This is a genomic window from Winogradskyella sp. PC D3.3, from assembly GCF_054366245.1.
This window is the reverse complement of the sequence record NZ_CM135962.1, coordinates 4,076,063-4,101,228: the sequence shown is the minus strand read 5'-3', so window position 1 is coordinate 4,101,228 and position 25,166 is coordinate 4,076,063. Positions and strand designations below refer to the sequence as shown.

Annotated in this window: 19 protein-coding genes and 1 pseudogene; 11 read left to right on the top strand and 9 right to left on the bottom strand. The window is 34.7% G+C overall.

Annotation, left to right across the window (positions count from 1 at the left end):
- Nucleotides 1–10: 10 nt before the first annotated feature.
- From radC to ACXGSQ_RS18215, 4 genes are all read left to right on the top strand, one after another.
- Nucleotides 11–712, top strand: coding sequence for a RadC family protein (gene radC, locus ACXGSQ_RS18230; RefSeq protein WP_458627542.1), 702 nt, complete (start codon nucleotides 11–13; stop codon nucleotides 710–712).
- A gap of 90 nt (nucleotides 713–802) precedes the next feature.
- A complete protein-coding gene (locus tag ACXGSQ_RS18225) occupies nucleotides 803–2,098 on the top strand; it encodes a polysaccharide deacetylase family protein (protein WP_458627541.1) in 1,296 nt (431 codons plus the stop codon).
- Nucleotides 2,095–2,781 (top strand): YjjG family noncanonical pyrimidine nucleotidase, encoded by a 687-nt coding sequence (locus ACXGSQ_RS18220; protein ID WP_458627540.1) that lies wholly within the window; start codon nucleotides 2,095–2,097, stop codon nucleotides 2,779–2,781. Before ACXGSQ_RS18225 ends, ACXGSQ_RS18220 begins: the two co-directional genes overlap by 4 nt.
- Nucleotides 2,782–2,792: 11 nt before the next feature.
- Entirely contained in the window at nucleotides 2,793–3,590 is a 798-nt protein-coding gene (locus ACXGSQ_RS18215) for a hypothetical protein (RefSeq protein WP_458627539.1), read from the top strand.
- A gap of 47 nt (nucleotides 3,591–3,637) precedes the next feature.
- Here the strand turns inward: ACXGSQ_RS18215 and ACXGSQ_RS18210 are convergent, their stop codons facing one another.
- Nucleotides 3,638–4,915 (bottom strand): replication-associated recombination protein A, encoded by a 1,278-nt coding sequence (locus ACXGSQ_RS18210; protein ID WP_458627538.1) that lies wholly within the window; start codon nucleotides 4,913–4,915, stop codon nucleotides 3,638–3,640.
- Between the two features lie 150 nt (nucleotides 4,916–5,065).
- Between ACXGSQ_RS18210 and ACXGSQ_RS18205 the strand changes: the two genes are divergently transcribed.
- On the top strand, nucleotides 5,066–5,815 hold the full coding sequence (locus tag ACXGSQ_RS18205; protein WP_458627537.1) for a rhomboid family intramembrane serine protease: 750 nt from the start codon (nucleotides 5,066–5,068) through the stop codon (nucleotides 5,813–5,815).
- Between the two features lie 449 nt (nucleotides 5,816–6,264).
- Here the strand turns inward: ACXGSQ_RS18205 and ACXGSQ_RS18200 are convergent, their stop codons facing one another.
- The 8 genes and pseudogenes from ACXGSQ_RS18200 to ACXGSQ_RS18165 all read right to left on the bottom strand — a co-directional run bounded on the left by ACXGSQ_RS18200 (nucleotide 6,265) and on the right by ACXGSQ_RS18165 (nucleotide 20,208).
- Complete coding sequence (locus ACXGSQ_RS18200; RefSeq protein ID WP_458627536.1) at nucleotides 6,265–6,762, bottom strand: lipid-binding protein; 498 nt, start codon at nucleotides 6,760–6,762, stop codon at nucleotides 6,265–6,267.
- A 43-nt stretch (nucleotides 6,763–6,805) separates the two neighbouring features.
- Nucleotides 6,806–7,546, bottom strand: coding sequence for a BT_2262 family domain-containing protein (locus ACXGSQ_RS18195; protein ID WP_458627535.1), 741 nt, complete (start codon nucleotides 7,544–7,546; stop codon nucleotides 6,806–6,808).
- 11 nt (nucleotides 7,547–7,557) lie between these two features.
- A complete protein-coding gene (locus ACXGSQ_RS18190; RefSeq protein WP_458627534.1) occupies nucleotides 7,558–9,024 on the bottom strand; it encodes a SusD/RagB family nutrient-binding outer membrane lipoprotein in 1,467 nt (488 codons plus the stop codon).
- A gap of 11 nt (nucleotides 9,025–9,035) precedes the next feature.
- Nucleotides 9,036–12,266: a SusC/RagA family TonB-linked outer membrane protein gene (locus ACXGSQ_RS18185; protein ID WP_458627533.1), complete on the bottom strand. Its 3,231-nt coding sequence runs from the start codon at nucleotides 12,264–12,266 to the stop codon at nucleotides 9,036–9,038.
- A 218-nt stretch (nucleotides 12,267–12,484) separates the two neighbouring features.
- Complete coding sequence (gene rlmB, locus ACXGSQ_RS18180) at nucleotides 12,485–13,219, bottom strand: 23S rRNA (guanosine(2251)-2'-O)-methyltransferase RlmB (RefSeq protein ID WP_458627532.1); 735 nt, start codon at nucleotides 13,217–13,219, stop codon at nucleotides 12,485–12,487.
- A gap of 142 nt (nucleotides 13,220–13,361) precedes the next feature.
- The gene (locus ACXGSQ_RS18175; protein WP_458627531.1) at nucleotides 13,362–15,005 is read right to left on the bottom strand and encodes a RagB/SusD family nutrient uptake outer membrane protein; all 1,644 of its coding nucleotides are present in this window, start codon (nucleotides 15,003–15,005) and stop codon (nucleotides 13,362–13,364) included.
- A gap of 26 nt (nucleotides 15,006–15,031) precedes the next feature.
- Nucleotides 15,032–18,159, bottom strand: a pseudogene (locus ACXGSQ_RS18170) (SusC/RagA family TonB-linked outer membrane protein).
- 393 nt (nucleotides 18,160–18,552) lie between these two features.
- Entirely contained in the window at nucleotides 18,553–20,208 is a 1,656-nt protein-coding gene (locus tag ACXGSQ_RS18165) for a POTRA domain-containing protein (RefSeq protein ID WP_458627530.1), read from the bottom strand.
- A gap of 212 nt (nucleotides 20,209–20,420) precedes the next feature.
- On the opposite strand from ACXGSQ_RS18165, the gene rpsL reads away from it, so the two are divergent.
- From rpsL to rplD, 6 genes are all read left to right on the top strand, one after another.
- Nucleotides 20,421–20,795 (top strand): 30S ribosomal protein S12, encoded by a 375-nt coding sequence (gene rpsL / locus ACXGSQ_RS18160; protein ID WP_019386263.1) that lies wholly within the window; start codon nucleotides 20,421–20,423, stop codon nucleotides 20,793–20,795.
- 22 nt (nucleotides 20,796–20,817) lie between these two features.
- Nucleotides 20,818–21,294: a 30S ribosomal protein S7 gene (rpsG, locus tag ACXGSQ_RS18155; protein WP_020897658.1), complete on the top strand. Its 477-nt coding sequence runs from the start codon at nucleotides 20,818–20,820 to the stop codon at nucleotides 21,292–21,294.
- A gap of 3 nt (nucleotides 21,295–21,297) precedes the next feature.
- A complete protein-coding gene (fusA, locus tag ACXGSQ_RS18150; protein ID WP_458627529.1) occupies nucleotides 21,298–23,424 on the top strand; it encodes an elongation factor G in 2,127 nt (708 codons plus the stop codon).
- An 11-nt stretch (nucleotides 23,425–23,435) separates the two neighbouring features.
- Nucleotides 23,436–23,741, top strand: a complete 306-nt coding sequence (gene rpsJ / locus ACXGSQ_RS18145) for a 30S ribosomal protein S10 (protein ID WP_007650482.1) — start codon at nucleotides 23,436–23,438, stop codon at nucleotides 23,739–23,741.
- 177 nt (nucleotides 23,742–23,918) lie between these two features.
- A complete protein-coding gene (gene rplC, locus ACXGSQ_RS18140; RefSeq protein ID WP_040756786.1) occupies nucleotides 23,919–24,536 on the top strand; it encodes a 50S ribosomal protein L3 in 618 nt (205 codons plus the stop codon).
- The gene (gene rplD / locus ACXGSQ_RS18135; RefSeq protein WP_458627528.1) at nucleotides 24,536–25,165 is read left to right on the top strand and encodes a 50S ribosomal protein L4; all 630 of its coding nucleotides are present in this window, start codon (nucleotides 24,536–24,538) and stop codon (nucleotides 25,163–25,165) included. Before rplC ends, rplD begins: the two co-directional genes overlap by 1 nt.
- The last annotated feature ends 1 nt before the right edge of the window (nucleotide 25,166 follow it).

Below are 25,166 nucleotides of genomic sequence, written 5' to 3'. Positions count from 1 at the left end.
TCTTTATTGCATGTCTGATAAATTAACTTCATTTTCAATTAAAAATTGGTCGCAAGATGATCAACCTAGAGAGAAACTAAGAGACAAAGGTAAAATGGCGCTTAGTGATGCGGAATTGATTGCGATTTTAATTGGGTCTGGAAGTAGAGATGAAAGTGCTGTGGCTTTATGTAAGCGCATTTTTGCAAGCGTTGATAATAATTTAAATGCTTTAGGTAAACTTTCTATCGCACAATTAATGGAATTTAAAGGTATTGGAGAAGCTAAAGCCATATCTATTGTGGCTGCTTTAGAGTTAGGACGCCGTCGTCGGTTAGAAGATGCTAGGCAATTGGATAAAATAACATCGAGCCGTTCGGTTTTTGATCTAATGCAACCCATTATTGGAGATTTACCACATGAGGAATTTTGGATTTTATATCTGAACAACTCAAATAAAGTCATTCATAAAAACCAATTAAGTAAAGGAGGAATTACAGGGACTTTAGTCGATGTGAGATTGGTTCTTAAAAATGCACTAGAGGTTGGGGCAGTAGCGTTAATATTATGTCATAACCATCCTTCAGGTACTTTAAAACCAAGTCAAGCCGATTTAAACATCACCAAAAAGTTGAAGGTGGCGGCTTTAAGCTTAGATATTTCTGTTTTAGATCACCTTATTATTACTGAGAATGCCTATTATAGTTTTGCAGATGAAAACCAAATGGGATAACCTTTGAACTTAAATGAACAGACAACCGTTATAATTAGAATGTTTACGGTTGGAATTTGTTACTTTTAACCTCTAGAATTTGCAATACCTATGCTATTAGTCTACACACATAAAATCACACCACGAGTGACATACACGTTTAAGCATATATGCAAACGTATTTTGGGTATTGAGGTGCGTTTTACGTCTAAGGTTGAAGACTTTATTGCTCATGATAGTCTTAAGATGTCGTATACAAAGCAACCATTAAGTAATGAGTTGTTTATACGAAGCAACGAACTGTTGTTTGAAAACGGTCTGTCAGATATAGATATAAATGTACAGCAGTGGGACACCACCAAAGGTTTTTTTTCAACAGGAGAGCGTAGTGATTTGCCTTTCGATATCTTTGCCGCTTCGTTTTATTTATTAAGTAGATATGAAGAATATTTGCCACATGTAAAAGACGATTATGGTCGGTTTTTAGCATCTGAAAGTTTAGCGTATGAAAACAAATTTTTACATCAACCTGTAGTAGATATTTGGGCTTATAAACTTAAAGCTGTTTTGAGTGTACGCTTTCCAAATTATGTGTTTTCGGAGCGTCAATATACCGTGCAACCCGTTATAGATGTTCCTACAGCATATTATTTTAAATACAAAGGATTTTTAAGGACTATTGGAGGGACGATAAATGATTTAAGACGCTTGCGAATAAAGCAATTGTATTTTCGTTATTTGGTGCTCTTTGGTTTTAAACGCGATCCTTACGATACGTTTAAATGGATTATTAGAAAACAGAAACAGCACCACTTTAAGTTTATGGTATTGTTCTTAATAGGCGATTATTCAACCTATGATAAAAACATAAATACAAATAAAAAAGAATTTGTATCGCTTATAAAAGCAGTCGCAGATTATTGTGATGTGGGTATAAAGGCTTCTTATTTTTCGTTAAATGATGTGGCGATTCTTAAAAAGGAAAAGATTAAAATGGAATCCATAACGCATAAGGATTTAAAAGCGGTGCGGCATTCGTTTTCAAAGTTGAATTTACCAACTTCGTATCGTAATTTGGTAGAATTGGAAATTCATCAAGATTTTACTATGGGTTATATAAATACTTTAGGGTTTAGAGCCGGAACATGTACGCCATTTCAATTTTACGATTTGGATTATGAAGTGCAAACACCACTGCAAATTAACCCTTATAATTGCCTAGATTTTGGATTGTTAAAATATAATTCGCTCTTAGATAAAACAGAGCATTTACAAAAGTTAATTAACGAAATTAAGGCTGTAAATGGTACGTTTATTCCTGTGTTTCACAACTATACATTTAGTGATTTAGACCGCTGGAAAGGGTTTAGGTCATTGTTTAATTTAATATTAGAGTCTGCAGAATGAAAAGCCATATAAAACATGTTTTTTTCGACTTAGATCATACACTTTGGGATTTTGACAAAAATTCAAGTTTAACCTTTGAAAAGATTTTTAGTCAACATCAAATTGAAGTCAACCTCGATAAGTTTTTACAAGTTTACGAGCCTATAAACTTTAAATATTGGAAACAGTATAGAGAAGAGAAAGTTACAAAATCGGAGTTGCGTTATGGAAGATTAAAAGATGCTTTTGATGAAGTAGGAGTTAAGGTTGATGATGTGGTTATTCATCTTTTGTCTGATGCTTATATTGATCAATTGACAACATTTAATCACCTTTTTGATGGAACTTTAGAAATTCTCGATTATCTAAAAGGAAAATATCAGTTGCATATTATAACTAATGGATTTGAAGAGGCGCAAGAGAAAAAAATGACGACCTCTAATATTAGATCGTATTTTCAAACCGTAACCAATTCGGAAATGGTTGGTGTTAAAAAACCTAACCCTAAAATTTTTAATTTTGCCTTAAATTTAGCTCAGGCAAATGCTAATGAAAGTTTAATGATTGGAGATAATATTGAAGCTGATATTGAGGGGGCGCATAATATAGGGATGCATACCATACACTTTGATTATAAAGACGCTTATACAAATCATAACTATAAGCGAATTACAAATTTAAAAACAATTACAAATTATCTTTAAAAAAATAAATCATGTTTAAGAAATTACTTTTTACAATTTCATTGGGTGTCCTAAGTCTTTTGGGATATGCGCAGAAAAATATAAATGAATATAAGTATATCATTATTCCCACATCATTTGAGTTTTCTAAAAGTGAAGATCAATACCAATTGAATTCACTGACGAAGTTTTTATTTAATAAATATGGGTATGATGCTTATTTTATTAATGAATTACCTGAGGATTTAAAAAAAGAGCGATGTTTAGGGCTCAGAGCTGACGTGTCTAATGCTAAAAGTGGCATGTTTAAAACCAAAGTAGAGATTACACTTAAAGATTGTTATGATGTTGTTGTTATGACATCTAAAGTAGGTGACTCACGATTAAAGGAGTATGGTAAAGCTTATAATGAAGCGATAAGAGAAGCATTTGAAACGTTTCAGAATATGGATTATAAATATGTTGCCAAACAAGACCTTGTTGAAACTATTAAAGAAGAAAGCCAACCCGTAATGGATCCGGTTAACGCTGAAACAAAACCTAAGGTTGTGGACTCTAAGCAAGCGCCTGTAGAAAATTCAAAAGAAGTAACAACTAAAGTGTCTAATAACGTAAAGTCAGAATTGTATTATGCACAATCTATAACCAACGGATATCAACTGGTAAATTCAGAGCCAAAGGTTGTGATGATTTTATTGAATTCTTCAGCAAAAGACGTGTTTATCGTAAAAGATAAAAATGCCATCGTTTTTAAGAAGGAAGGGCAGTGGATCTATTCTGAAAATAATGGAAGGTCTGCATCGCAGAACGTTTTAAATATTAAATTTTAATATTCGCAACAACCAACAACCAACAACCAACAACCAACAACTAACAACTAATATCCATACTTATCTTTCCAAAGCATTTTTAAATGATTGCGTTGGGCTTGCTCACGCGGATTGTTTCCTGGGTTATACAATTTGGTGTTTGCAATTTCTTTAGGTAAGAATTCTTGTGGTGCAAAGTTATTTTCGTAATTGTGTGAATATTTGTAGCTGTCACCATAACCTAATTCTTTCATAAGTTTTGTTGGTGCATTTCTCATGGCTATTGGAACAGATAAATCTCCGGTGTCTCTTACTAATTGTTGCGCTTTACCTATAGCTTCATAAGCGGCGTTACTTTTTGGAGAACTCGCTAAATAGGTTGCACATTGACTTAGTATAATTCGAGATTCTGGATTGCCAATTACCGATACTGCCTGAAACGTGTTGTTTGCAATCACTAAAGCGGTGGGGTTGGCGTTACCAATATCTTCACTAGCTAAAATTAATAATCGTCTTGCGATAAACTTAACGTCTTCTCCTCCTTCAATCATTCGTGCTAAATAGTAAACAGCAGCGTTAGGGTCGCTACCACGAATCGATTTTATAAATGCCGAAATAATATCGTAATGCTGTTCACCCGTTTTGTCATAGCGCGCAGCTTGGTTTTGAACTTGTTTTGTAACTAAATCATTCGTGATGATAATATGATCACCTTCAAAAGAAGCTACTAATAATTCAAAAATATTAAGCAATTTTCTGGCATCTCCTCCAGAGATACGGAGTAGGGCTTCAGTTTCTTTTAATTCAATATTTAATTTAGAAAGTGTAGTATCTTCTTTGAGAGCACGCTCTAGTAAGGCTTCTAAATCGGATTTGCTAAAGGCATTTAAAGTGTATACTTGACAACGTGATAATAAGGCCGATATGACTTCGAAACTTGGATTTTCTGTTGTTGCCCCAATTAGTGTAACCCATCCTTTTTCAACAGCTTCTAAAAGCGAATCTTGTTGTGATTTGCTAAATCTGTGAATTTCATCTATAAATAAAATGGGGTTTTTTGCCGTAAACAAACCTCCACTTTTTTTAGCTTTATCAATAACGTCTCTAATGTCTTTAACACCAGAATTTATTGCACTTAGTTTAAAAAAAGGACGTCCAGATTCGTTAGCAATGATATTTGCTAAGGTTGTTTTTCCAATTCCTGGTGGTCCCCAAAAAATCATAGAAGGGATGACGCCACTTTTAATTTGCTGATACAACATGCCATCTTTACCCACTAAATGTTGTTGACTTAAATAGTCATCTAATGAGTTTGGTCTTAAACGTTCGGCTAATGGAATATTCATATGTCAAAATTACGAAATGCTTTTGTGATGTATTAATGAAATCCATGAAATTCACCTTAAAAAGTAATTGTTTTTAGAGTCTGGTTCTGCCATTATTACATACAATACTATTTTGGATTCAAATTTGAATGACTTTCTTTAAATTTGAATATGAGCAAACCACAGCAATTTAAGTACTCTAACAATATCATTATATATCCCTTAATGATTTTGTTTACGATGTGGTTGGTGTTTTGGTATCAAGTTAGAATAGATAGTGGTATAAAAACATTTGGGATTAGACCTCAAAAGCTAGAAGGGCTTTTAGGGATTGTAACAAGTCCATTTTTGCATGGTGATATCAATCATATTTATAACAATTCAATTCCTCTTTTTGTATTAAGTGTCGCCTTATTTTATTTTTATAATAAGATAGCGTGGAAAGTTATTGGCTTTGGGATTTTGTTTTCTGGATTTTTAACTTGGCTAATTGCAAGTTCTGGAAATCATATCGGAGCAAGTGGATTAGTTTATGTCTTAGTGAGTTTTATGTTTTTTAAAGGTATTTTTGCTAAACATTACCGACTAATAGCCTTGTCTTTAGTTGTTATTTTTCTTTATGGAAGTATGATTTGGTATGTATTTCCTATAAAAAGTGGCATGTCTTGGGAAGGGCATCTAAGTGGCTTAATTACGGGTTTAGTGTTCTCTTTAATTTTCAGAAAACAAATAGCAAAACCAGAAAGGTACACTTGGGAGCAACCCGATTATAACGAGGAAAATGATCCGTTTATGAAACATTTTGATGAAAACGGAAACTTTATAGAATTTGAGCCGAAAATTGAAACTGAGCCTGAGATTGAATCTGAAAAAATTCAAACTTTAAAAATTAATTATATTTATAAGAAGAAGGAAAATTAAATTTTATACTAAACTATATCGGTTGCTGCATACATTCTTATATCTGCTGATAATTGTATGTGTAAAACATCATGTTTAATATGATCCACCTTTTTTTTATATAATAATACATATTCAGCTATTCCTACGTTTGAGTCAAAATGACTCTGATATCACTTAGTTGATCTAGCAAATAAAATAATAGCGATTTACTAGATTCTATAACGTTAGTTACATAGTTATTGATATTATGTAATGTAAATGGTGAAAACGGAACTATAACACCTTGATAATTTGAATGTGTTAAATGAGTCATTTTTTTCAGCAGTTAACTAATTATTATCTATATGTTCAGAATATATTAAGCATTTTAATTCTTTTAAAGATTATGATTTCTTGTTGTATTTAGCTACAACAAGAAATCAGTCTCCAATAGGGTTGCTTTTTTGTGATAAAATTATATTTAATTTCTATGGTAAATCATCTACTTGTGCTGTGCTTTTGTAACCTGAATATATCCATATTTCTCCCGGAATATCAGAAAATTCAACTTCAAAATATATGCTGTCAACTATGTCACCTGTTGGAGTCGTGGCTCCATTTTTTACTATTTGACCATTAGTTACGTTTACAGTGACGCCATAATAAAGTTCATCTAGATTGCTTCCGGAAAAGGTTAAGGCATTTATATCTGCATTTACTTGTGTTTTTAATCCCCATCCATGCTCTAAATCATCAATCCACATGACATCATTGTCATTATATGAGTTGTTATACGTGCTAATCGTATTGCTGCTATAAAAATCACCATCCCAAGTCATATCAACAACCCATGTACCTCCCATTTTTTTAATTGCAATATCACTTTGATCTGCAACTGTATCAGTATCACAAGAAGTAAAAACCATCATAAATGTTATTGTTACAAATAGATAGCTGATTTTTTTAATTATTTTATTATTTATCATTTTTCCTATGTTTAATAATTAATCAATGTTCAATACTAGTAGACTATTGTATTTGGGTTAAGGTTACTTCAAATACGTATCCAGAACTCCAAGTAGTCTCAAATTCAATAGTTCCGGTATTTGGATTTACAGAGAACGAATCCATAGACAATGCACCTCCAAAAGCCCCTACACCTATGACATCATCGTGAGTAAAATCATTCGCTGAAATATCATTGGCAGTAACCGTCATTCCTAAAGCTGCGTAATCAGCACCATAACCGTATTCATATTGATACCAACCAGCAATTGCGTCTGAAATGGCATAAACGTCATTACCCAAATCTTTAATAAGGATAGGACCTATATCGGTAGTGGAATAACCAGGTGTTCTGGTTAAACTAGCAGTATAAATGCCAGCAATACTTGTTATTAAATCTCCGTTACAAGGCGGCCATAATACCTCACGAAATGCAGTAGCTGGAATTCCATCACTATTAAACGCGGAGTAAGAAACATTATATAGATCAGGGCTATTTATAGCATCACTTCCAAAATATGTTCCAGAGGTTACGGTATTTAAGTCTATTTCATTTCCTGCGACAGATGCCACAGCACCAGGATCCGTATATAATGTGGTATCGCAATCTAATTCAAGGCTTGTAGCGCCTTCAAGTGTGATTAAAGGTAGGTAAGTAATTTCGGACTTATCATTAGAACCTGGTTCATCGACACTTGGGTCGCAGCTTGACAACATTAATCCTAAGATTAAAAATGCGTAAAATTTAAATTTTAGTTTTTTCATATCATTTTTTATTAGTTATCCCAAAAGATATTATCAGTTATAGTTCGCTGTGCAGGAGCATTTGGGTTTAAGCTTCTTTCAGTTGATGGATAGAGCCATACAGAAGGAAACTCTCCACTGGGTAATACAGATAATGGTGGTGTTTGCCAAATCCCATCAGTAAATATTCTGCTTGCAGGTCTATCGAAACGACGTGCTTCAATCCAGCCTTCGTCTTCCTGTGTTCCGTTTAAGGATATCCATTTTTGGATACCTATTACATCTAGTTTGTCATCCAAAGATTCAGAACTAGAATAGCCAAGTGCATTAATATAGGAAGAGGCATCTAATCCCATATAAGTGAAATTCAGGTTAATTGCAGTTTCAAAGGCATTGGTCTCGTCATCGCTTGTACCATATCTGGCATCAGCTTCTGCTCTAAGAAACCAAACCTCCCACGGACTCATTAAAATAACTGAGTTAGCTTCACCATAGGCATAATCACTCGCCAAGCTATAATCAGAATCAGATGCTGTAAAATCCTCATCATCAATAGTGCCTTGGTCTATACCGTGTAAGTTATCTGCAAATGTTCCTGTTGTAGCGAGTGTGTAAAACACTTCATCTCTAGGGTCATTCAAATTTTGTAATACATTTAATGTTGAATTACTTGCAAAATAAAACATTCCAACACCAGCTTCCGCTAGGGCAAACATAGGATTTTGATTACCCGTAGCACCAGAATAAGTGATAGAAGGCATGTCATCAACTGTTTCTATAAACGTTCCACTGCTAATTAAATCTTGTACAGCAGATGACTGTGGAGATACTTCAGAAGTTCTCATAAGTACTCTTAATTTTAAAGAGTTGGCGAATTTCATCCATTTCGATATATCTCCTTGATAAAGTAAATCATCAGAACCTATTACATCAATATCATCATCATCAGCCGTACTTAATTCTTCTATAGCATCATCTAACATTGTAATCAATGCTGGGTATATAACTGTCTCAGCAGAATCATATTTAGGTGAAAAATTAGAACCATCTTCTATAGCACCTAAAAGGGCCTCTGTAAAAGGTATATCACCGAAATGATCTACTAAACCTTGAAAAATATATACTTTTAAAACTTTAGAGATACCTCTATAAGCTTTGTTAGTACTATTTCTATCTATGTAATCCAAATCGGCAAGTGAGCTGGCATAAGCACGTGACCAATAGCCATCATGGTCACCAGCTTGTTGTACATAGCGTTCTGAATTTCCAATGGCAACTCCAATGCCCCAAGTATAGTATTGGCTCCATACAAATGAATCGCTGTAATTCAAATCCGCATCAACAATATAACCCAAGAATCCGAGTGATGATGTTAACACTTGTGGGTCATCAGCAGAAGGGAATGTGTTAGGGTCTACGTTTATCTCATCTAAGCTATCGTCACAAGAAAAGTGAAAGAGCATTAGACAGCATACTATTATTTTTATCGTATTTTTCATATTCTTTTTTTTTAAAATGACAATTGTACATTAAGACCAAGACTTCTTGAAGAAGGTGTCTGAGAGGTTTCTATCCCTTGTGCATTACCTGTTAAAGCAGGTCCATTAACTTCTGGGTCAGCATATTTATTTTCATCAGGTAACCAATACCAGAGATTCTTACCATATATGGATAATTTAACATTGGTAAAAAATGTATTCTCTAATAGTTTTTGTGAAATGTTATAACTTAATTCTACTTCTCTCAACTTTAAATAACTAGCATCGATTAATTGTGTTGAGACTGGAGCGTCATAGTTAGTGAAATAATCCTGTTCCGTTATAGCTACCGTATTTTCTGAATAAGTGCCATCTCCATTATCTACTACAGAATTAGGAAAGATAAAAGATTCTCTATTATAAATTGTGGTGTTAATTCCAGTTCCATTAAATTCACCATTGTATTTGGATTGGGAAGCAAATAGACCTCCTTTTTTCATGTCAAACAATACACTTAATCCGAAACCTTTATAGTTAATGTTTGTACCAAAACTCAATAAATAATCGGGTTGGGAATTACCTAAATATTGATCATCATCAGGATAAACTGGAAAACCTGTATTTGGATCAACAATAACTTGCCCATCCTCATTATATTTGAAGTCGTTACCTTTAAAGGTACCATATGGCAAACCTTCTTTTGCAACCAATGTTACGGTTGTGCCTGCAGCAAAGCCAAACGTACCCAATGATAATTCATCTAAATCGTCTGTAATTTTAACGACCTCATTCTCATTTTTGGAAAAAGATCCAAACAGTTCAAAATCTAGTCCATCCACCACGCCATTAAGCGGTTTTAAGCTTAGCGTAAGTTCGTGCCCTTTGTTTTCCATTCTACCTATGTTCAAGGCAGTTGAGGTATATCCTGTTGATCGTGGAAGATCTACAGTTACAATTTGGTCATCATGAATGGAATGGTAATAGGTATAAGCAATATTAATTTTATTCTTAAAGAAACTTAGGTCTGCCCCAACCTCATAGGTTGTTGTTAATTCTGGTTTAAGGCTTGGGTTCCCTATTTGATTTCCTAATGAAAAACCAGGAATATCGCCAATTGGAAAGGTAAGGGCATAGTCGCCTAAATCAGCAATAGTAGGATTTCCATCAAAATAAGATTCTAAAAGATATATACTTGCGTCTTTACCCGATGTACCATAACTTCCTCTAAGTTTACCATAATTTAAAACATCATTTTTGATATCAAAAAAGTCAGTAAATATCAATGAACCACCTACAGCACCGTATAAAAAGGAATTGTTTTCGGATGGTAGAGTAGAAGACCAATCATTACGTGCAGAAAGCTCTAAAAATGCAGCGTTTTTATAACCTAAAGTCGCATTTGCCAAAAATCCATATATTCTATATTTACTAATATACATTTCGGATGTTGGGGACTGTACACTATTTGATAAGTTATAAACTCCGTCAACCACTAAACCGCCTACCGTACTGCCTGTTAATGACTTAAATTCTCTTTGAAAGAAATTGTATCCCGCTGTAACGTTTAAATTAAGATTATCGCTTAATTCATTGGAGTAATTGGCTAACACTGAGGCATCTAAATTTATGCTTCTACTGCTGTAATTGGTATAATCTCCAATGGAACTATGTTTAGTGTCTCTAACTGATTGCTGTAAATCATCGGTCCAGACAATTTGTTGTGCTGGAGTATATGACGGTGTCCATACGTCGGTTTGAGTAGATACAATATTTCCACCAAAACGACCAGTAAGAGATAAATTCTTGAAAAGTTCATATGTTATAGAAGCATTGGCAAGAAAGTTGTCAATATTCGCCTCGTTACCGTATTCGTTTAAGATGTAATACGGGTTAACTGAAGAATAAGATCCCCAATACCCATCTATGTCATGAAATGGACTTGTATAATTTCTTAGTTCAGTTAATGGAATATTTACTGGAGATTGTAAGGCCATAGCGTAAGCATTGTTTCCTTCAAAGGCGCGGGATCCCTCTTGTGCTGTGTTTTGTCTTACATTAGCATAACTTATTTTAAAGTCAGATTTTAATTTATCACTTAATTTTGCAGAAGAGTTAAATGTAAGGTTATTTCTTTTGTAATATGTATTATCCAAAGTACCAGTTTGATCCGTGTTGCCAAAAGAAGCAAAATAATTATAATTATCATTAGATCCTGAAACGCTAACGTTATGACTAGTCGTATGACCCGTATTGAAAAAATCTTTAATTTGATTCTTTACAGCGCTATAAGGTCTAGTTAGGGCTTCTAAAGATCCATCTCCATCCGAATCTATTGGACTTGTCCATGGACGAACAACTCCATCAAACGCTGGTCCCCACGACCAGTTTTCCCCTGAATCTAAATGTGAGTTATCGTAGCCTTGGCCAAATTCGCTTTGACGTTGTAAAACGATAATAGCATTCTCCATTGAAGTTGAACCGTTGTAATTCACTTTCATCTTACTGCCTTTTCCACTTTTAGTTGTAACTAAAACCACACCAGATGCTCCACGCGACCCATAAAGTGAAGTAGCTGATGGTCCTTTGAGAACTGTTACAGATTCAATATCATCAGGATTAATGTCATTAAATCTGTTACCAAAATCTGAATATCCAGTAGTGGAGGCGCCTGCACCACCTCTTGTGGACGTGTTATCAATGGCAATACCATCAACTATAATTAAAGCATTATTATTTCCGGTAAGTGAACCTTCACCTCTTAAGACTATTCTTGTAGAGGCTCCTACTGAACCCGAACCTGTTGACAGCTTTACCCCTGCGGCTTTACCTCTCAATGCTTCCAGTGCATTTTTGTTTGGGGTGGATAACAAATCTTCTGATTTTAAGGTTTGATTGGCATAAACAACTTGTCTGGCATTTCGATCACCAGTGCCTAATGCCGTTATTAAAACCTCATCGAGAGTTGAGGTATCTTCAAAAAGTTGCACGTCGATGACGTTTGAAGCGCTGACGGTTATTTCTTGTGTTACATATCCAATGTAACTAAACACTAATGACTTTCCTGTAACGATGTCAATTGAATACTTGCCATCAAAATCTGTTGAGACGCCACTGGTAGTGCCTTTAATTATAACAGTTGCTCCCGGTAAAGGTAAGCCAGCTTCATCGGTTACTGTGCCCGAAACTGTTTTTTCTTGCGCAAAGGTTAGTTGCACCATAAACGCCAAGAATAACGTTAAGACTCCTTTAAGTTTTGCTTTCATAGTTTCCTTGTTAAAATTTTAACAAAAATGCAACAAAAAAGCGAAATATCCTATATAAATCTTAAATAAAGCGTATTAAACACTAAGAGTATGTTAAATTTTAGGTTCTTTTTTAATTATGTCGTAATACTGGGTTTATTCTGTATTAATATTGGTGAGTGTGGATATGTCTTTTAAAACTTCATAAAAACCTATACCTATTTTAGGTGTGTGCTAAGTTATTGACGTTGTCTAACGGCTTCATACAAAAACGCACCACAAGCGACAGAAACATTTAAGGATTCAATTTCACCTAATATAGGAAGCTTCGCTTGGTCGTCTACCACTTTTAATACTGAAGGATTAATACCTCTACCTTCAGATCCCATAATTATAGCACAAGGTTCTTTAAAAGAAACATCGTATACATAGTTTTCTGCTTTTTCTGTTGCAGCAATAACTCTTATACCTGAAGATTGCATATGAAAAACAGCATCTTTTATATGGTCCACTTTACAAATAGGCATTTTAAAAATAGCTCCTGCACTAGTCTTAATTGTATCTCCGTTAATTGGTGCTCCTCCTTTTTTCTGAATAATAATACCATTAACACCTGTACATTCAGCAGTACGCACAATGGCACCAAAATTACGAACATCACTTAATTGATCTAATAAAAGAAATAATGGGGTTTTACCAGATTCAATGACGCTCATTACTAAGTCGTCAATATCGTGAAATTCAATTGGTGAAATTTGAGCAACAGCTCCTTGGTGATTGCCTCGTGTTAATCGATTTAATTTTTCAATAGGAACATATGATGAATTGATGCCTCCAGAACGTATAGCTTGCTCTAATTCTTGAAACAAATCTCCATGCAATCCTTTTTGCATAAAAACCTTATCTATAGTTTCACCAGATTTGATGGCTTCTATAATTGCTCTTATGCCAAAAATTGTAGTTTCATTTTTCATGGTGCAAAGTTATGTAAAGTATTTATTAATAAATAAAATATATGTAGTTTAAGATGATAGAATTAAAAGTAAAAAATCTCCAACAATATATGAATCGTTGGAGATTTTTATTTTAATAGCTGTTAACTATTGGTGCTTTAGTTTAATTTTGATCAGAAGACGTTAAATTAGGATTAGCATCAATTTCTGCTTGAGGAATTTTAAAAATCCAATTATTATTGATAGATGGTTTTGCTTGTGTAAATCCATCCTGATATAATGTCGCAGAGGCACCAGAACCACCATTAGCAGCATGGTCAATACCTTCATCCCAACGTATTTTATCGGCATATAAGAAGCCTTCTCCCCATAATTCGATACCACGTTGAAATTTAATATGCTCCATTAAGCTCGCTTGTGTGTTGTAAATGCTTGCATCGTAAGCACTATCTCTAGCACTTCCTAAAGGTGTTAGTGCTGCTTGAGCACCAGGAATGTCAGTTAACATGGCTTTTGCTTCAGCTTCAATTAAATACATTTCAGAACTACGCATATAAATTATATCATCTGGATCTGTGGTTCCTGGATTGGCATTTCTTAGTTTAACATGCATGTATGGATGTAAGTTAAAACTTGAAGAGAGTCCATATTGATTGCGAATTTCATCTCTTCTGGTATTAAAGGCAGTCTCATCTGTATAATTTGGATCATTTCCAAATCCTCCTTCACCATTTGATGCCGATGTGTTGGTATTTGGTGCATCCGCTAAGAATAAATCTTTTCTGTAATCTGTGTCAGGGATTTGATTATATAACCTTTTGTCTATCAGTTTTGGATTGTTTCTAACTTGACTTCCATTAAATGTGTTTCCGGCTAGATAAAAATAAGAACGGAAGAATGTAGTTTCTGTTCCTATAACATTACTTCCCCAAATAACTTCAGATAAACTTGTAGTGTTAAATCCAGATTTATAATCTTCTTCATTCATCAATGGGTAGTTTTGGCGTGCTTGTACTGCAGCAGCAGCCGCAATTCCCCAATCACCTTTGTTTAATGCAATACGAGCTTTAAGACCGTAAGCGACATCTATATTTATTTGTGATTTAAATTTAGGGTCTCCTGTTGGTCTTGCTGTAGCATTTTCAAAATATTCTATTGCTGTATTTATATCTGCTTGACATTGGTCGTAAATCTCTTGTACTGTAGATCTTGCTTCACTTTCAAAAGGTGCTTCAGATGAAAATAATAGTGGTACTCCAGGATCTGTTGCAGGATTACCTATTAAGTATCCTTTGGCGTAATGTGTAACTAAAGAATGATATGCAAATGCCCTGTAAGCATAAGCTTGCCCAATGATTTCATTTAATCTATCACTTGGGGGTATACTACCATCAGTGGCTTTTTTTATAATAGCATTGACACTGGCAATAACATGATAGCGTTGGTACCATAATTGCTCGGTAGTTAACGATGTTTCTAGATTGTGAGATGTCCATCTTGTTTCATCTTGCCATCCTAGATTATTAGCGGGTGCACTATGAATAAGGCCACCGGCTAAATTATCGCCTAGAGGCACCCAATAATGATTACCAGATCTGCTACTATCTCCACCTGAAATTAACGTTTGCGGTTGTGCATATTGTAGACGGTGTAATCCGTTTAATATCAGTGCCATGTTTTCAGCAGTCGCTAATGCATCTGCAGAAGAAATCGCGTCTGTTGGTTTCGTTTCTAGATAGTCTTCGTCACACGAAGCTATTGTCAGTGCTAGACTTACCAATAATGTTATTTTTATTTTTCGTAACATGATTATATGTTTTTAAATTATTTTAATTAAAATGATACATTTAAACCAACAGAGAATATTCTTCCTGGACTATAGTCATTTCCTGAACCTGTTCCTGCTAAGTTATATTGAGGATCTAAACCTGTTCTTTTACTTTTAAGGTATAAGTTTTCTCCAGATACGTAAACTCTCAAATTATCCATTTTAAGCGCATCAGTAATGCTACTATCAAAATTGTAGCCTAGATTTACATTTTTTAGAGACCAGAAAGAGGCATCTGTTAAGAATCTAGTTGACTGTGTTAATACTAAATCGTTGTTTCCATTTTCTAATCTAGGAACATTAGTTATGTCTCCTGGTTCGCGCCAAGCATTTAAAATGTCTGGGTGAAAAGAACGTCCATAACTACCGCTATGCATCATTGCTGAATATGCGTTGTCTAAAACTTTTCCTCCAATACCATAAGTAATTAAGAAATCTAAAGAGAAACCTTTGTAGGTTATGCTGTTTGAAATAGATCCTAAAAAGTCAGGGATTGAAGAGTCTCCTGTATAAGCTCTTTCAGTATCTTCCCAGTCATTTGTAGTCTCTTGATTTCCATTAGCATCTAATACAGGAATACTATTTCCATTATCGTCTAATTCAAACATCAAAAATAATTGATCTCCGTTGTCAGGATCAACACCAGCTGTGTGAAGTAGGTAAAAATCATAACGAGAACGTCCTATTTCCCAACGCTTAGAACCATTTACAAAAGGATCGGGTAAATCTGTTATCTCATTTTTAAATGTTGATCCTTGTAAGGTCATATCCCATTTAAAATCTTGAGTATTCATAAGATGAGCCGTTAAACCTATTTCAATACCAGAGTTAGACATGTCACCTATATTTGTAGGAAACTCGTTTAGTCCATTACTTAATGCAATTGGTAAGTTGTAAAGTAGGTCTGTGGAGTTTTTCTTGTAGTATTCAACAGAACCTTCCAAGAAATTATTGAATAATGCAAACTCTAATGCAACATCAAAACTTTCAGAAGTTTCCCATTGTAAGTCAGCATTACCTATTTCTTGCCATACAAGTGCAGGGTCAGCAGCGTTTGACGTTAAACCGTATCTTGGTTGTGATAAGAAAAAGTCTAATAAGTTGTCATTTCCAACCTCTCCATATGATCCTCTAAGTTTTAGACGATCAACAAAAGATACATTTTCCATAAATGTTTCTTGATCTAAACGCCAAGAAGCACCTACAGAGTAGAATGTTCCCCATCGTGATTGAGCATCAAATACCGAGGTTGCATCTCTTCTAACAGAACCACTTATATAGTATTTGTTATCATAATTATAATTGGCACGAAATAAATAACCTTCGAGTCTTTTATTTGTCGTAGATCCACCTAAAGTAACAGGTTCAGAGAAGTTGTCAAATTCATAAATACCTTCTACAACTTGGGTAATTGCAGTACCATTATTACTTGAATATTTTCTGGCACTACTTTCGTGACCAGCTGTAATGTCTATATTATGGACATCACCAAAGGTTTTAGTATAGGTAAAAAGTTGATTGAAAGTTTCAAATTCTCTTCTAAATCTAGTTTCTCCATATCTACCTGTTGGTTGTGCATCACCAATGATATTATTTTCATAGCTTTTGTTGATACCTTCATTAATATCTCGACCGTAATTTACTCTAAAATTAAGACCATCAATTATTTTAGCATCTGCATAGTATCTAAAGCCGTAGGTGTTATTTCTATTGTTTTCGTCATTTAAAAGTAGTTCTTGTAAAGCATGACGATCTTGATTGGTAGGTCTAGAACCTATGTTGTATTCTGGATATCCTGAGCCGTTATCAAATATACGTCTTCCAGCAGCATCTCTAACGATATTTCCATTGAGGTCATTGACATATACCGGATAAATAGATCCAATGTTTTTAGCAAAAGCAAAAGGATTGTTGATGTTTCCGGTTCCTCCAGAATCAGGGCCATTAGATTCGGAAATCGATATATTGGCACTTCCACCCATTGTTAACCAATCGCTAACATCAAAATCGCCATTTAAACGCGTTGTTAAACGGTCATAGTTTGATGTAATTACATAACCTTCTTCATCTAAATAGGATGCTGAAAAGAAGACTTTGTGGTTCTCTCCACCACCAGCTACATTTACGTTATAATTTGTTCTTATACCTGTTCTACGTAATACGTCGTACCAGTCTAAAGAATTGTAAATAACACTAGCATTTGGGTTTAGACGTCCATCGGTTCCAACAATTTCATCATTAGGTACATTAAAAGGATTGTAACCTAATTGATTATAGATATTTGCAGAAGCAAAACTAGGGTCTCCACCAGCAGCACTCGAATTTTTAAGTGCCTCCCACATCGTTTCGTAATATTGACCTGGGCCTAAATAATCATACTCAGGAATTGCATTAGTTACAAATCCGGTTTGGATACTTAGGTTTGTTTTAATACGTCCTTTTGTACCACTTTTAGTCGTAATAATAACCACACCATTTGCTGCTCTAGACCCATACAATGATGTTGAAGCTGCATCTTTAAGAATGGTGAAAGAAGCAATGTCTTCTTGATTAATTGTGCTTAACGCACCTTCGTATTGTATACCATCAACTATGAATAACGGATCAGCGGATCCATTAAGTGTACCTACACCTCTTATGACAATATTTGGTGAGATCCTGGTTGGCCCGATGGTGATGTAAATTGCACACCAGTTGCTCTACCTTCTATGGCTGCAACAGGCGATGTTACAGACCTAAGCGCTAAATCTTTTTCGCTAATAACACTAGCTGAGCCTGTAAAAGCCTCGAGACTTGATGTACCATAAGCAACGACTAATACTTCGTCGAGAGTAGAAGAGTCTTCTTCCAAGGTTACATTAATGGTAGTTGAGCTACCTACTTTAACTTCTTTAGTTTTAAGCCCTACGTAGCTTATAACTATAGTATTTCCTACGCTAGTGGTTATTGTAAATTTGCCATCAAAGTCGGTTTGTGTACCTGTTGTTGTTCCTTTGATAACAATGTTTACTCCAGGTAAGGGAAGTCCGGATTCATCGGACACCACGCCCGAAATTGTTTTTTCTTGTGCAAACGTAAGTTGTACAAGAAACACTAGTAAAAGTGTTAAAAGTCCTTTGGATTTTGTTTTCATATCTGTATTGATTAGTTGTGATTGTTATCAAAAATGCTAAAATTCTGTTAAAAAACCTACAAATTTATCATAAATAATATTTATTATTAAGTAAATGATATTCTCATGTGTTGGCTTTATGGCAATTTGATTGATGTAAATGTTACATAACATCACTGTGACGGTAATAAATTGTGAATAAGGGAGTTGTTGTCGTTAGGCTTGTATGGGGGTAATTATGTAATTGAGGTAAAAGCAAGTGGATCTGGTGGTGCTTTTGTTGATAGATTGTTACTTTACTAATTAATCATAAATCCTAAATGACGTTCTATAGTGTTTAATTTGTTTGTAATTTCTTACGAAATGGATACTATAGGCTAGGATGTATGATGCTTAGGGTGTGTTGGATTTAGATTAAAATGTTGCTGTTAAGCTAAGGTGAACTTTAGAATCCGATAATTTAAATGGCCTGTTTTCGGTCTTTCCGCTTGAATAATTTAACCGAAATAATCCAGCATTAGTCAATAGACCAAGACCAAAACCAAAGCCAAAGAGTTTTTCCTTATTATTGGTGAGTTTGTTTTCAAAATAGGCCGCATCTAAAACGGAGTGTACGTATATGCTTGTGCTAAGTCGGTAGCGGTATTCGGAACTAAAAACTCCATATAGATTAGCGACTAAACTGTTTTCTTCAAATCCACGAATAGAGTTAATCCCTCCAAAGCGAAATAATTCATTATCTAAATAATTATCAGAGTTAAGTGTTGCTCCATTTAGTCTAGTGTAAATACTGTTTTTAGCATTAAGATTGAAAATTTTATAGGTATCAACAGAAAATACATTTTGTTTTTGTTTTTCGGAGTCATTTGTTCTGTGTCCAAAACCAGAGGAAAAATCGAACCAGAAATTAACGGGAAATAATGGATCGTAAAATTGAGGTTTTGTGTAATTATAATGAACCGTGTAATAGCTCGATGTGTAATCGTTTAAAATGTCGGTATCGTTTTCTAATAAATTGGTCGAGGTGGTGGAGGTAATTCCAAAGCCTGCTTTGTGTTGTGCGTTAATCTGATAATTAATTTTAGCGTATTGGTTGGCATTCAAAAATGTGGAATCTTTTCTGAATATATTCAGACCAACTTGGACTCCTATCGGAGAGCTAAATAGATAAGGTAAATCGACATCTACTTTAAAGGTTTGCTGGTCAATTTCGTCACTTTTATATAAGAGATTTAGTGTTTCGCCATAATTAAGGTTATTAATTAGGCTCAAATCTAAATAGCCGTCAAATTCAATTTTGTTTGTGTTTTCGTTGGTGCCAAAACCTAAAAATCCGTCAAAGTTATTCGTTTGTGTTTTTTCTACATATATATATAGTGTAGTAGAATCTTGAGTAAAAAGGACTTCAGGATCTTTTATCTTAGAAGCAAAACGTAATTCATTTAGTAATTCAATCTTTTCTCTTATGGCGTTTAAGTTAAAGGATTTGCCTGTTTTTAATTTAAGAAAATGTTTGACATATGATTTTGGAAAATTTTCATAGCCTTTAATGATAATCTTATCAATTTGTCTTTTCTGATTGGTGACCACTTTTAAATCTGCAGAAATTATTTCAGGTGTGAGCTTTGATATATTAATAAGTTGTAAGCTTGAAAACGGGTCTCCTTGTTCTGCAATTCTATAATTTAACTCTTTTAAAAAGCTTTCGGTCTCGGTTAGTTTAAGTTCAAAGAAATTTTCACCCGTTGATTTATTGGTTAGTTTTAGGGAATCAATATTAAAATGAGCGTCATAGTAAACGCGAATTCTATTAACCTTTTGTCCTAATATGAATTCTGCGACAAAGCATGTGTCATTGGATTGGGTTACCGTTTTAATAGTGGTATCAATAAAGCCTTTCCTGGTTAATTTTTCTTTTAAGAGATGGATTTCGTTTTGTAAACCATTATAATTGCTGAATGTTTTTGGGTAGCCAATGGAATCAATAGTTTGAGTTGAAGCTTCGTTTTCTCCTGTAATTTTTAAGTTAATTGATTGGGCGAAGCATTGATTTGAGAAAATCAGAAGCAAAGCAAAAAAAATAATTCGACTAAAAATTAGCATGGGCATTAAATAGAATAACTCATATATGGTAACGTAAAAATAGGGTATAATATATAGGACTTTAAAAAAAGTTTATATTTAATTGAAAAATTAATTCACAACTGTTTGAATTATAGATATTAATTTCTACCTTTGCAGCCCTCAAAAGTGAGGGTTAATAAAATTTTATATAGAAATATATGCCAACAATTTCACAATTAGTACGAAAAGGAAGAGCCAAAATAACCAAGAAGAGTAAATCGGCTGCTTTAGATTCGTGTCCTCAAAGACGTGGTGTATGTACTCGTGTTTATACAACGACACCTAAAAAACCTAACTCAGCAATGCGTAAGGTGGCAAGGGTTCGTTTAACAAACGGAAACGAAGTAAATGCATACATTGGTGGAGAAGGTCACAATTTACAAGAGCACTCGATAGTATTGGTTAGAGGTGGAAGGGTAAAAGATTTACCGGGAGTTAGATATCACATCGTTCGTGGTGCTTTAGATACAGCAGGTGTATCAGGAAGAACACAACGTAGATCTAAGTATGGTGCAAAACGCCCTAAGAAGTAATTAAAAACTTTAAGAAGAAGACATGAGAAAAAGAGCAGCAAAAAAGAGACCGCTTTTACCAGATCCAAGGTTTAATGATCAGTTAGTAACACGTTTTGTTAACATGATGATGTGGGATGGTAAGAAGTCTATCGCTTTTAAAGTATTCTATGATGCAATTGATATTGTTGAAGAGAAAAAGAATGATGACGAAAAAACAGCTTTAGAGATTTGGAAAGAAGCTTTATCTAACGTAATGCCTCACGTAGAAGTACGTAGTCGTCGTGTTGGTGGTGCTACATTCCAGATTCCAATGCAGATTCGTCCAGACCGTAAGGTTTCAACTGCGATGAAATGGTTAATTAGCTTTTCACGTAAAAGAAACGAAAAATCTATGGCGCAACGTTTAGCAGCAGAAGTATTAGCTGCAGCTAAAGAAGAAGGAGCGGCTGTTAAGAAAAGAACAGATACTCATAAGATGGCAGAAGCAAATAAAGCATTCTCACACTTTAGATTTTAAGAAATGGCAAGAGATTTAAAACTTACAAGAAATATAGGGATTGCTGCTCACATTGATGCTGGTAAAACAACAACAACGGAGCGTATCCTTTTTTATACGGGAGTTTCACACAAAATTGGAGAGGTGCATGATGGTGCTTCTACAATGGATTGGATGGAGCAAGAAGCAGAAAGAGGTATTACAATTACTTCTGCAGCAACAACTTGTGACTGGACGTTCCCAAAAGAAAATGGTGAGCCAACAGCAGATGCTCAGGATTACCATTTTAACATTATTGATACTCCTGGTCACGTGGATTTTACGGTTGAAGTTAACCGTTCATTGCGTGTACTAGATGGTTTAGTGTTTTTGTTTAGTGCGGTTGATGGTGTTGAGCCACAATCTGAAACAAACTGGAGACTAGCCGATAATTATAAGGTGCCTAGAATTGGTTTCGTTAATAAAATGGACCGTCAGGGCTCTGACTTTTTAGGAGTTTGTCAGCAAGTAAAAGACATGTTGAAGTCTAACGCAGTGCCAATCGTTTTAAATATTGGTGATGAAGATAACTTCAAAGGTATTGTAGATTTAGTTAAAAATAGGGCTATTGTTTGGCACGATGATAACTACGGATCTACTTTTGATGTTGTTGATATTCCGGAAGATATGAAAGATGAAGTACGTAAGTATCGTGCTTTATTAATTGAAGAAGTTGCTGGTTACGACGAGAACTTACTTGAGAAATTCATGGAAGATGAAGATTCTATTACAGAAGAAGAAGTGCATACTGCACTTAGAGCTGCTGTAATGGATATGGCTATTATACCAATGGTATGTGGTTCTTCATTTAAGAATAAAGGTGTACAGTTCTTGTTAGATGCTGTTTGTCGTTATTTGCCTTCTCCAATGGATAGAGAAAGTGTAGTAGGAGTTAATCCAGAAACAGATAAAGAAGAAAGACGTAAGCCAAGTGTAAACGAACCTTTTGCAGCTTTAGCATTTAAGATTGCTACAGATCCTTTTGTTGGTCGTTTAGCTTTCTTTAGAGCATATTCTGGTCGTTTAGATGCAGGGTCTTATATCTTGAACAACCGTTCAGGTAAAAAAGAACGTATCTCACGTATTTACCAAATGCACTCTAATAAGCAAAATGCTATCGATTTTATTGAAGCAGGAGATATTGGAGCAGCTGTAGGATTTAAAGATATCAAGACAGGTGATACCATGTCTGATGAAAAACATCCTATTGTTTTAGAATCTATGGACTTCCCTGATCCAGTAATTGGTATCGCGGTAGAACCTAAGACTAAAGCAGATGTTGATAAGTTAGGTATGGCTTTAGCTAAATTAGCAGAAGAGGATCCTACATTTACAGCAAGAACAGACGAAGCTTCAGGACAGACTATTATTTCTGGAATGGGAGAGCTTCACTTAGATATTATTGTAGATCGTTTAAAAAGAGAATTCAAAGTTGAGGTGAACCAAGGTCAACCACAAGTTGAATACAAAGAAGCGATTACACAAGCTGCAGATCATAGAGAAGTTTATAAAAAACAATCAGGTGGTCGTGGTAAATTTGCTGATATCGTATTTACGATTGAGCCAGCAGATGAAGGTGTAGTAGGACTTCAGTTTGAATCTGTAATTAAAGGTGGTAACGTTCCTAAAGAATTTATACCTTCTATAGAAAAAGGATTCAAAGCAGCTATGGCAAATGGTCCATTAGCAGGTTTTGAGGTAGACGCTATGAAAGTGACATTAAAAGATGGATCTTATCACGATGTGGATTCTGATCAACTATCTTTTGAATTAGCAGCGAAATTAGGATTTAAAAATTCTGCAAAAGCAGCTAAGGCAGTTATAATGGAACCTATTATGAAACTTGAGGTGATTACACCAGAAGAAAACATGGGGGATATTGTAGGTGACTTAAACAGAAGAAGAGGTCAGATGACTAGTATGGGAGATAGAGCTGGTGCTAAAACGGTAAAAGCTACAGTGCCATTATCTGAAATGTTTGGTTATGTTACAACATTAAGAACCTTATCTTCAGGTAGAGCTACATCTACAATGGAATTTTCACACTATGCAGAAACTCCTTCTAATGTTTCAGAAGAAGTAATAAAAGCAGCTAAAGGAGTTGAATCGTAAATCTTAAGAAAATGAGTCAAAAAATCAGAATAAAATTAAAATCTTACGATCACAACTTAGTGGATAAGTCTGCTGATAAGATTGTAAAAACAGTAAAAAGTACAGGTGCAGTAGTAACAGGACCAATTCCTTTACCAACACATAAGAAAATTTTCACTGTATTACGTTCACCACACGTAAACAAGAAGTCAAGAGAACAATTTCAATTAAGCTCTTATAAGCGTTTATTAGATATTTACTCTTCATCTTCTAAGACAATTGATGCTTTAATGAAACTTGAATTGCCAAGTGGGGTTGAAGTTGAGATTAAAGTGTAATTACACACTAACATGTCCTGAGCTGCGAGCGAGGGAAAAACGGTAAAAATACAATTCAAGGCTGAAACGTATTTTCGGCCTTGTATTTTATATACTTATGGACAATTCGCGAGTTGTCCCAAAAAAAACAAACAAAAAATGGCAAGTCGCGAATTGTCACAACAAAAACTAAATATTATGTCTGGGTTAATTGGAAAAAAAATCGGTATGACCAGCATTTTCGATGAAAATGGGAAGAACATTCCTTGTACAGTAATCGAAGCTGGACCATGTATCGTTACCCAAGTCAGAACTGAAGAAGTGGATGGTTATTCTGCCCTTCAATTAGGTTTCGATGACGCGACAGAAAAAAGCGCTACTAAAGCAGACTTAGGTCATGCTAAAAAGGCGGGTACTTCTGTAAAACGCAAAGTTGTTGAATTCAAAGGTTTTGATGCGGAGTACAAATTAGGTGATGCTATTACAGTAGAACAATTTATTGAAGGAGAATTTGTGGATATCGCAGGTACATCTAAAGGTAAAGGTTTTCAAGGTGTAGTAAAACGTCATGGATTCGGTGGTGTAGGTCAAGCAACGCATGGTCAACATAACCGTTTAAGAGCTCCAGGTTCTATTGGTGCAGCTTCTTATCCTGCGAGAGTATTCAAAGGAATGAAGATGGCAGGAAGAATGGGTGGTGACACAGTTAAAGTTCAAAATTTAAGAGTTTACAAAGTAGTTCCAGAAAAGAACTTACTAGTGGTAAAAGGATGTGTTCCTGGTCACAAGAATTCTTATGTAATCATTGAGAAGTAATGAAGATAGCAGTTTTAGATATAAACGGAAAAGATACGGGTAGACAAGCTGAGCTTTCTAAAGACGTATTCGCTATAGAGCCTAATAATCACGCTGTCTATTTAGATGTTAAGCAATACTTAGCAAATCAAAGACAGGGAACGCATAAGGCAAAAGAAAGAGCAGAAATCTCTGGAAGTACACGTAAGATTAAAAAACAGAAAGGTACTGGTACTGCAAGAGCAGGTAGTATTAAGTCTGGTGTATTTAAAGGTGGTGGTCGTATGTTCGGTCCTAGACCAAGAAATTACGGTTTTAAATTAAATAAAAACGTAAAACGATTAGCACGTAAATCTGCATTAAGTATTAAAGCAAATGACAAGTCAATTGTAGTGTTAGAAGATTTCAATTTTGAATCTCCAAAGACTAAAAACTTTGTCAGTGTTTTAAAGGCTTTAGAGGTTGAAAACAAAAAATCTCTTATTGTGTTGGGTGGTACAAATAATAATGTATATTTGTCCTCACGCAATTTTAAAGGTTCTGAAGTTATAACTGCTTCGGAGTTAAGTACTTACAAAATTATGAATGCTAGTAAAGTAATTCTAATTGAGAGTGCGTTAGAAGGAATTGAATCGAATTTAAGTAAATAGA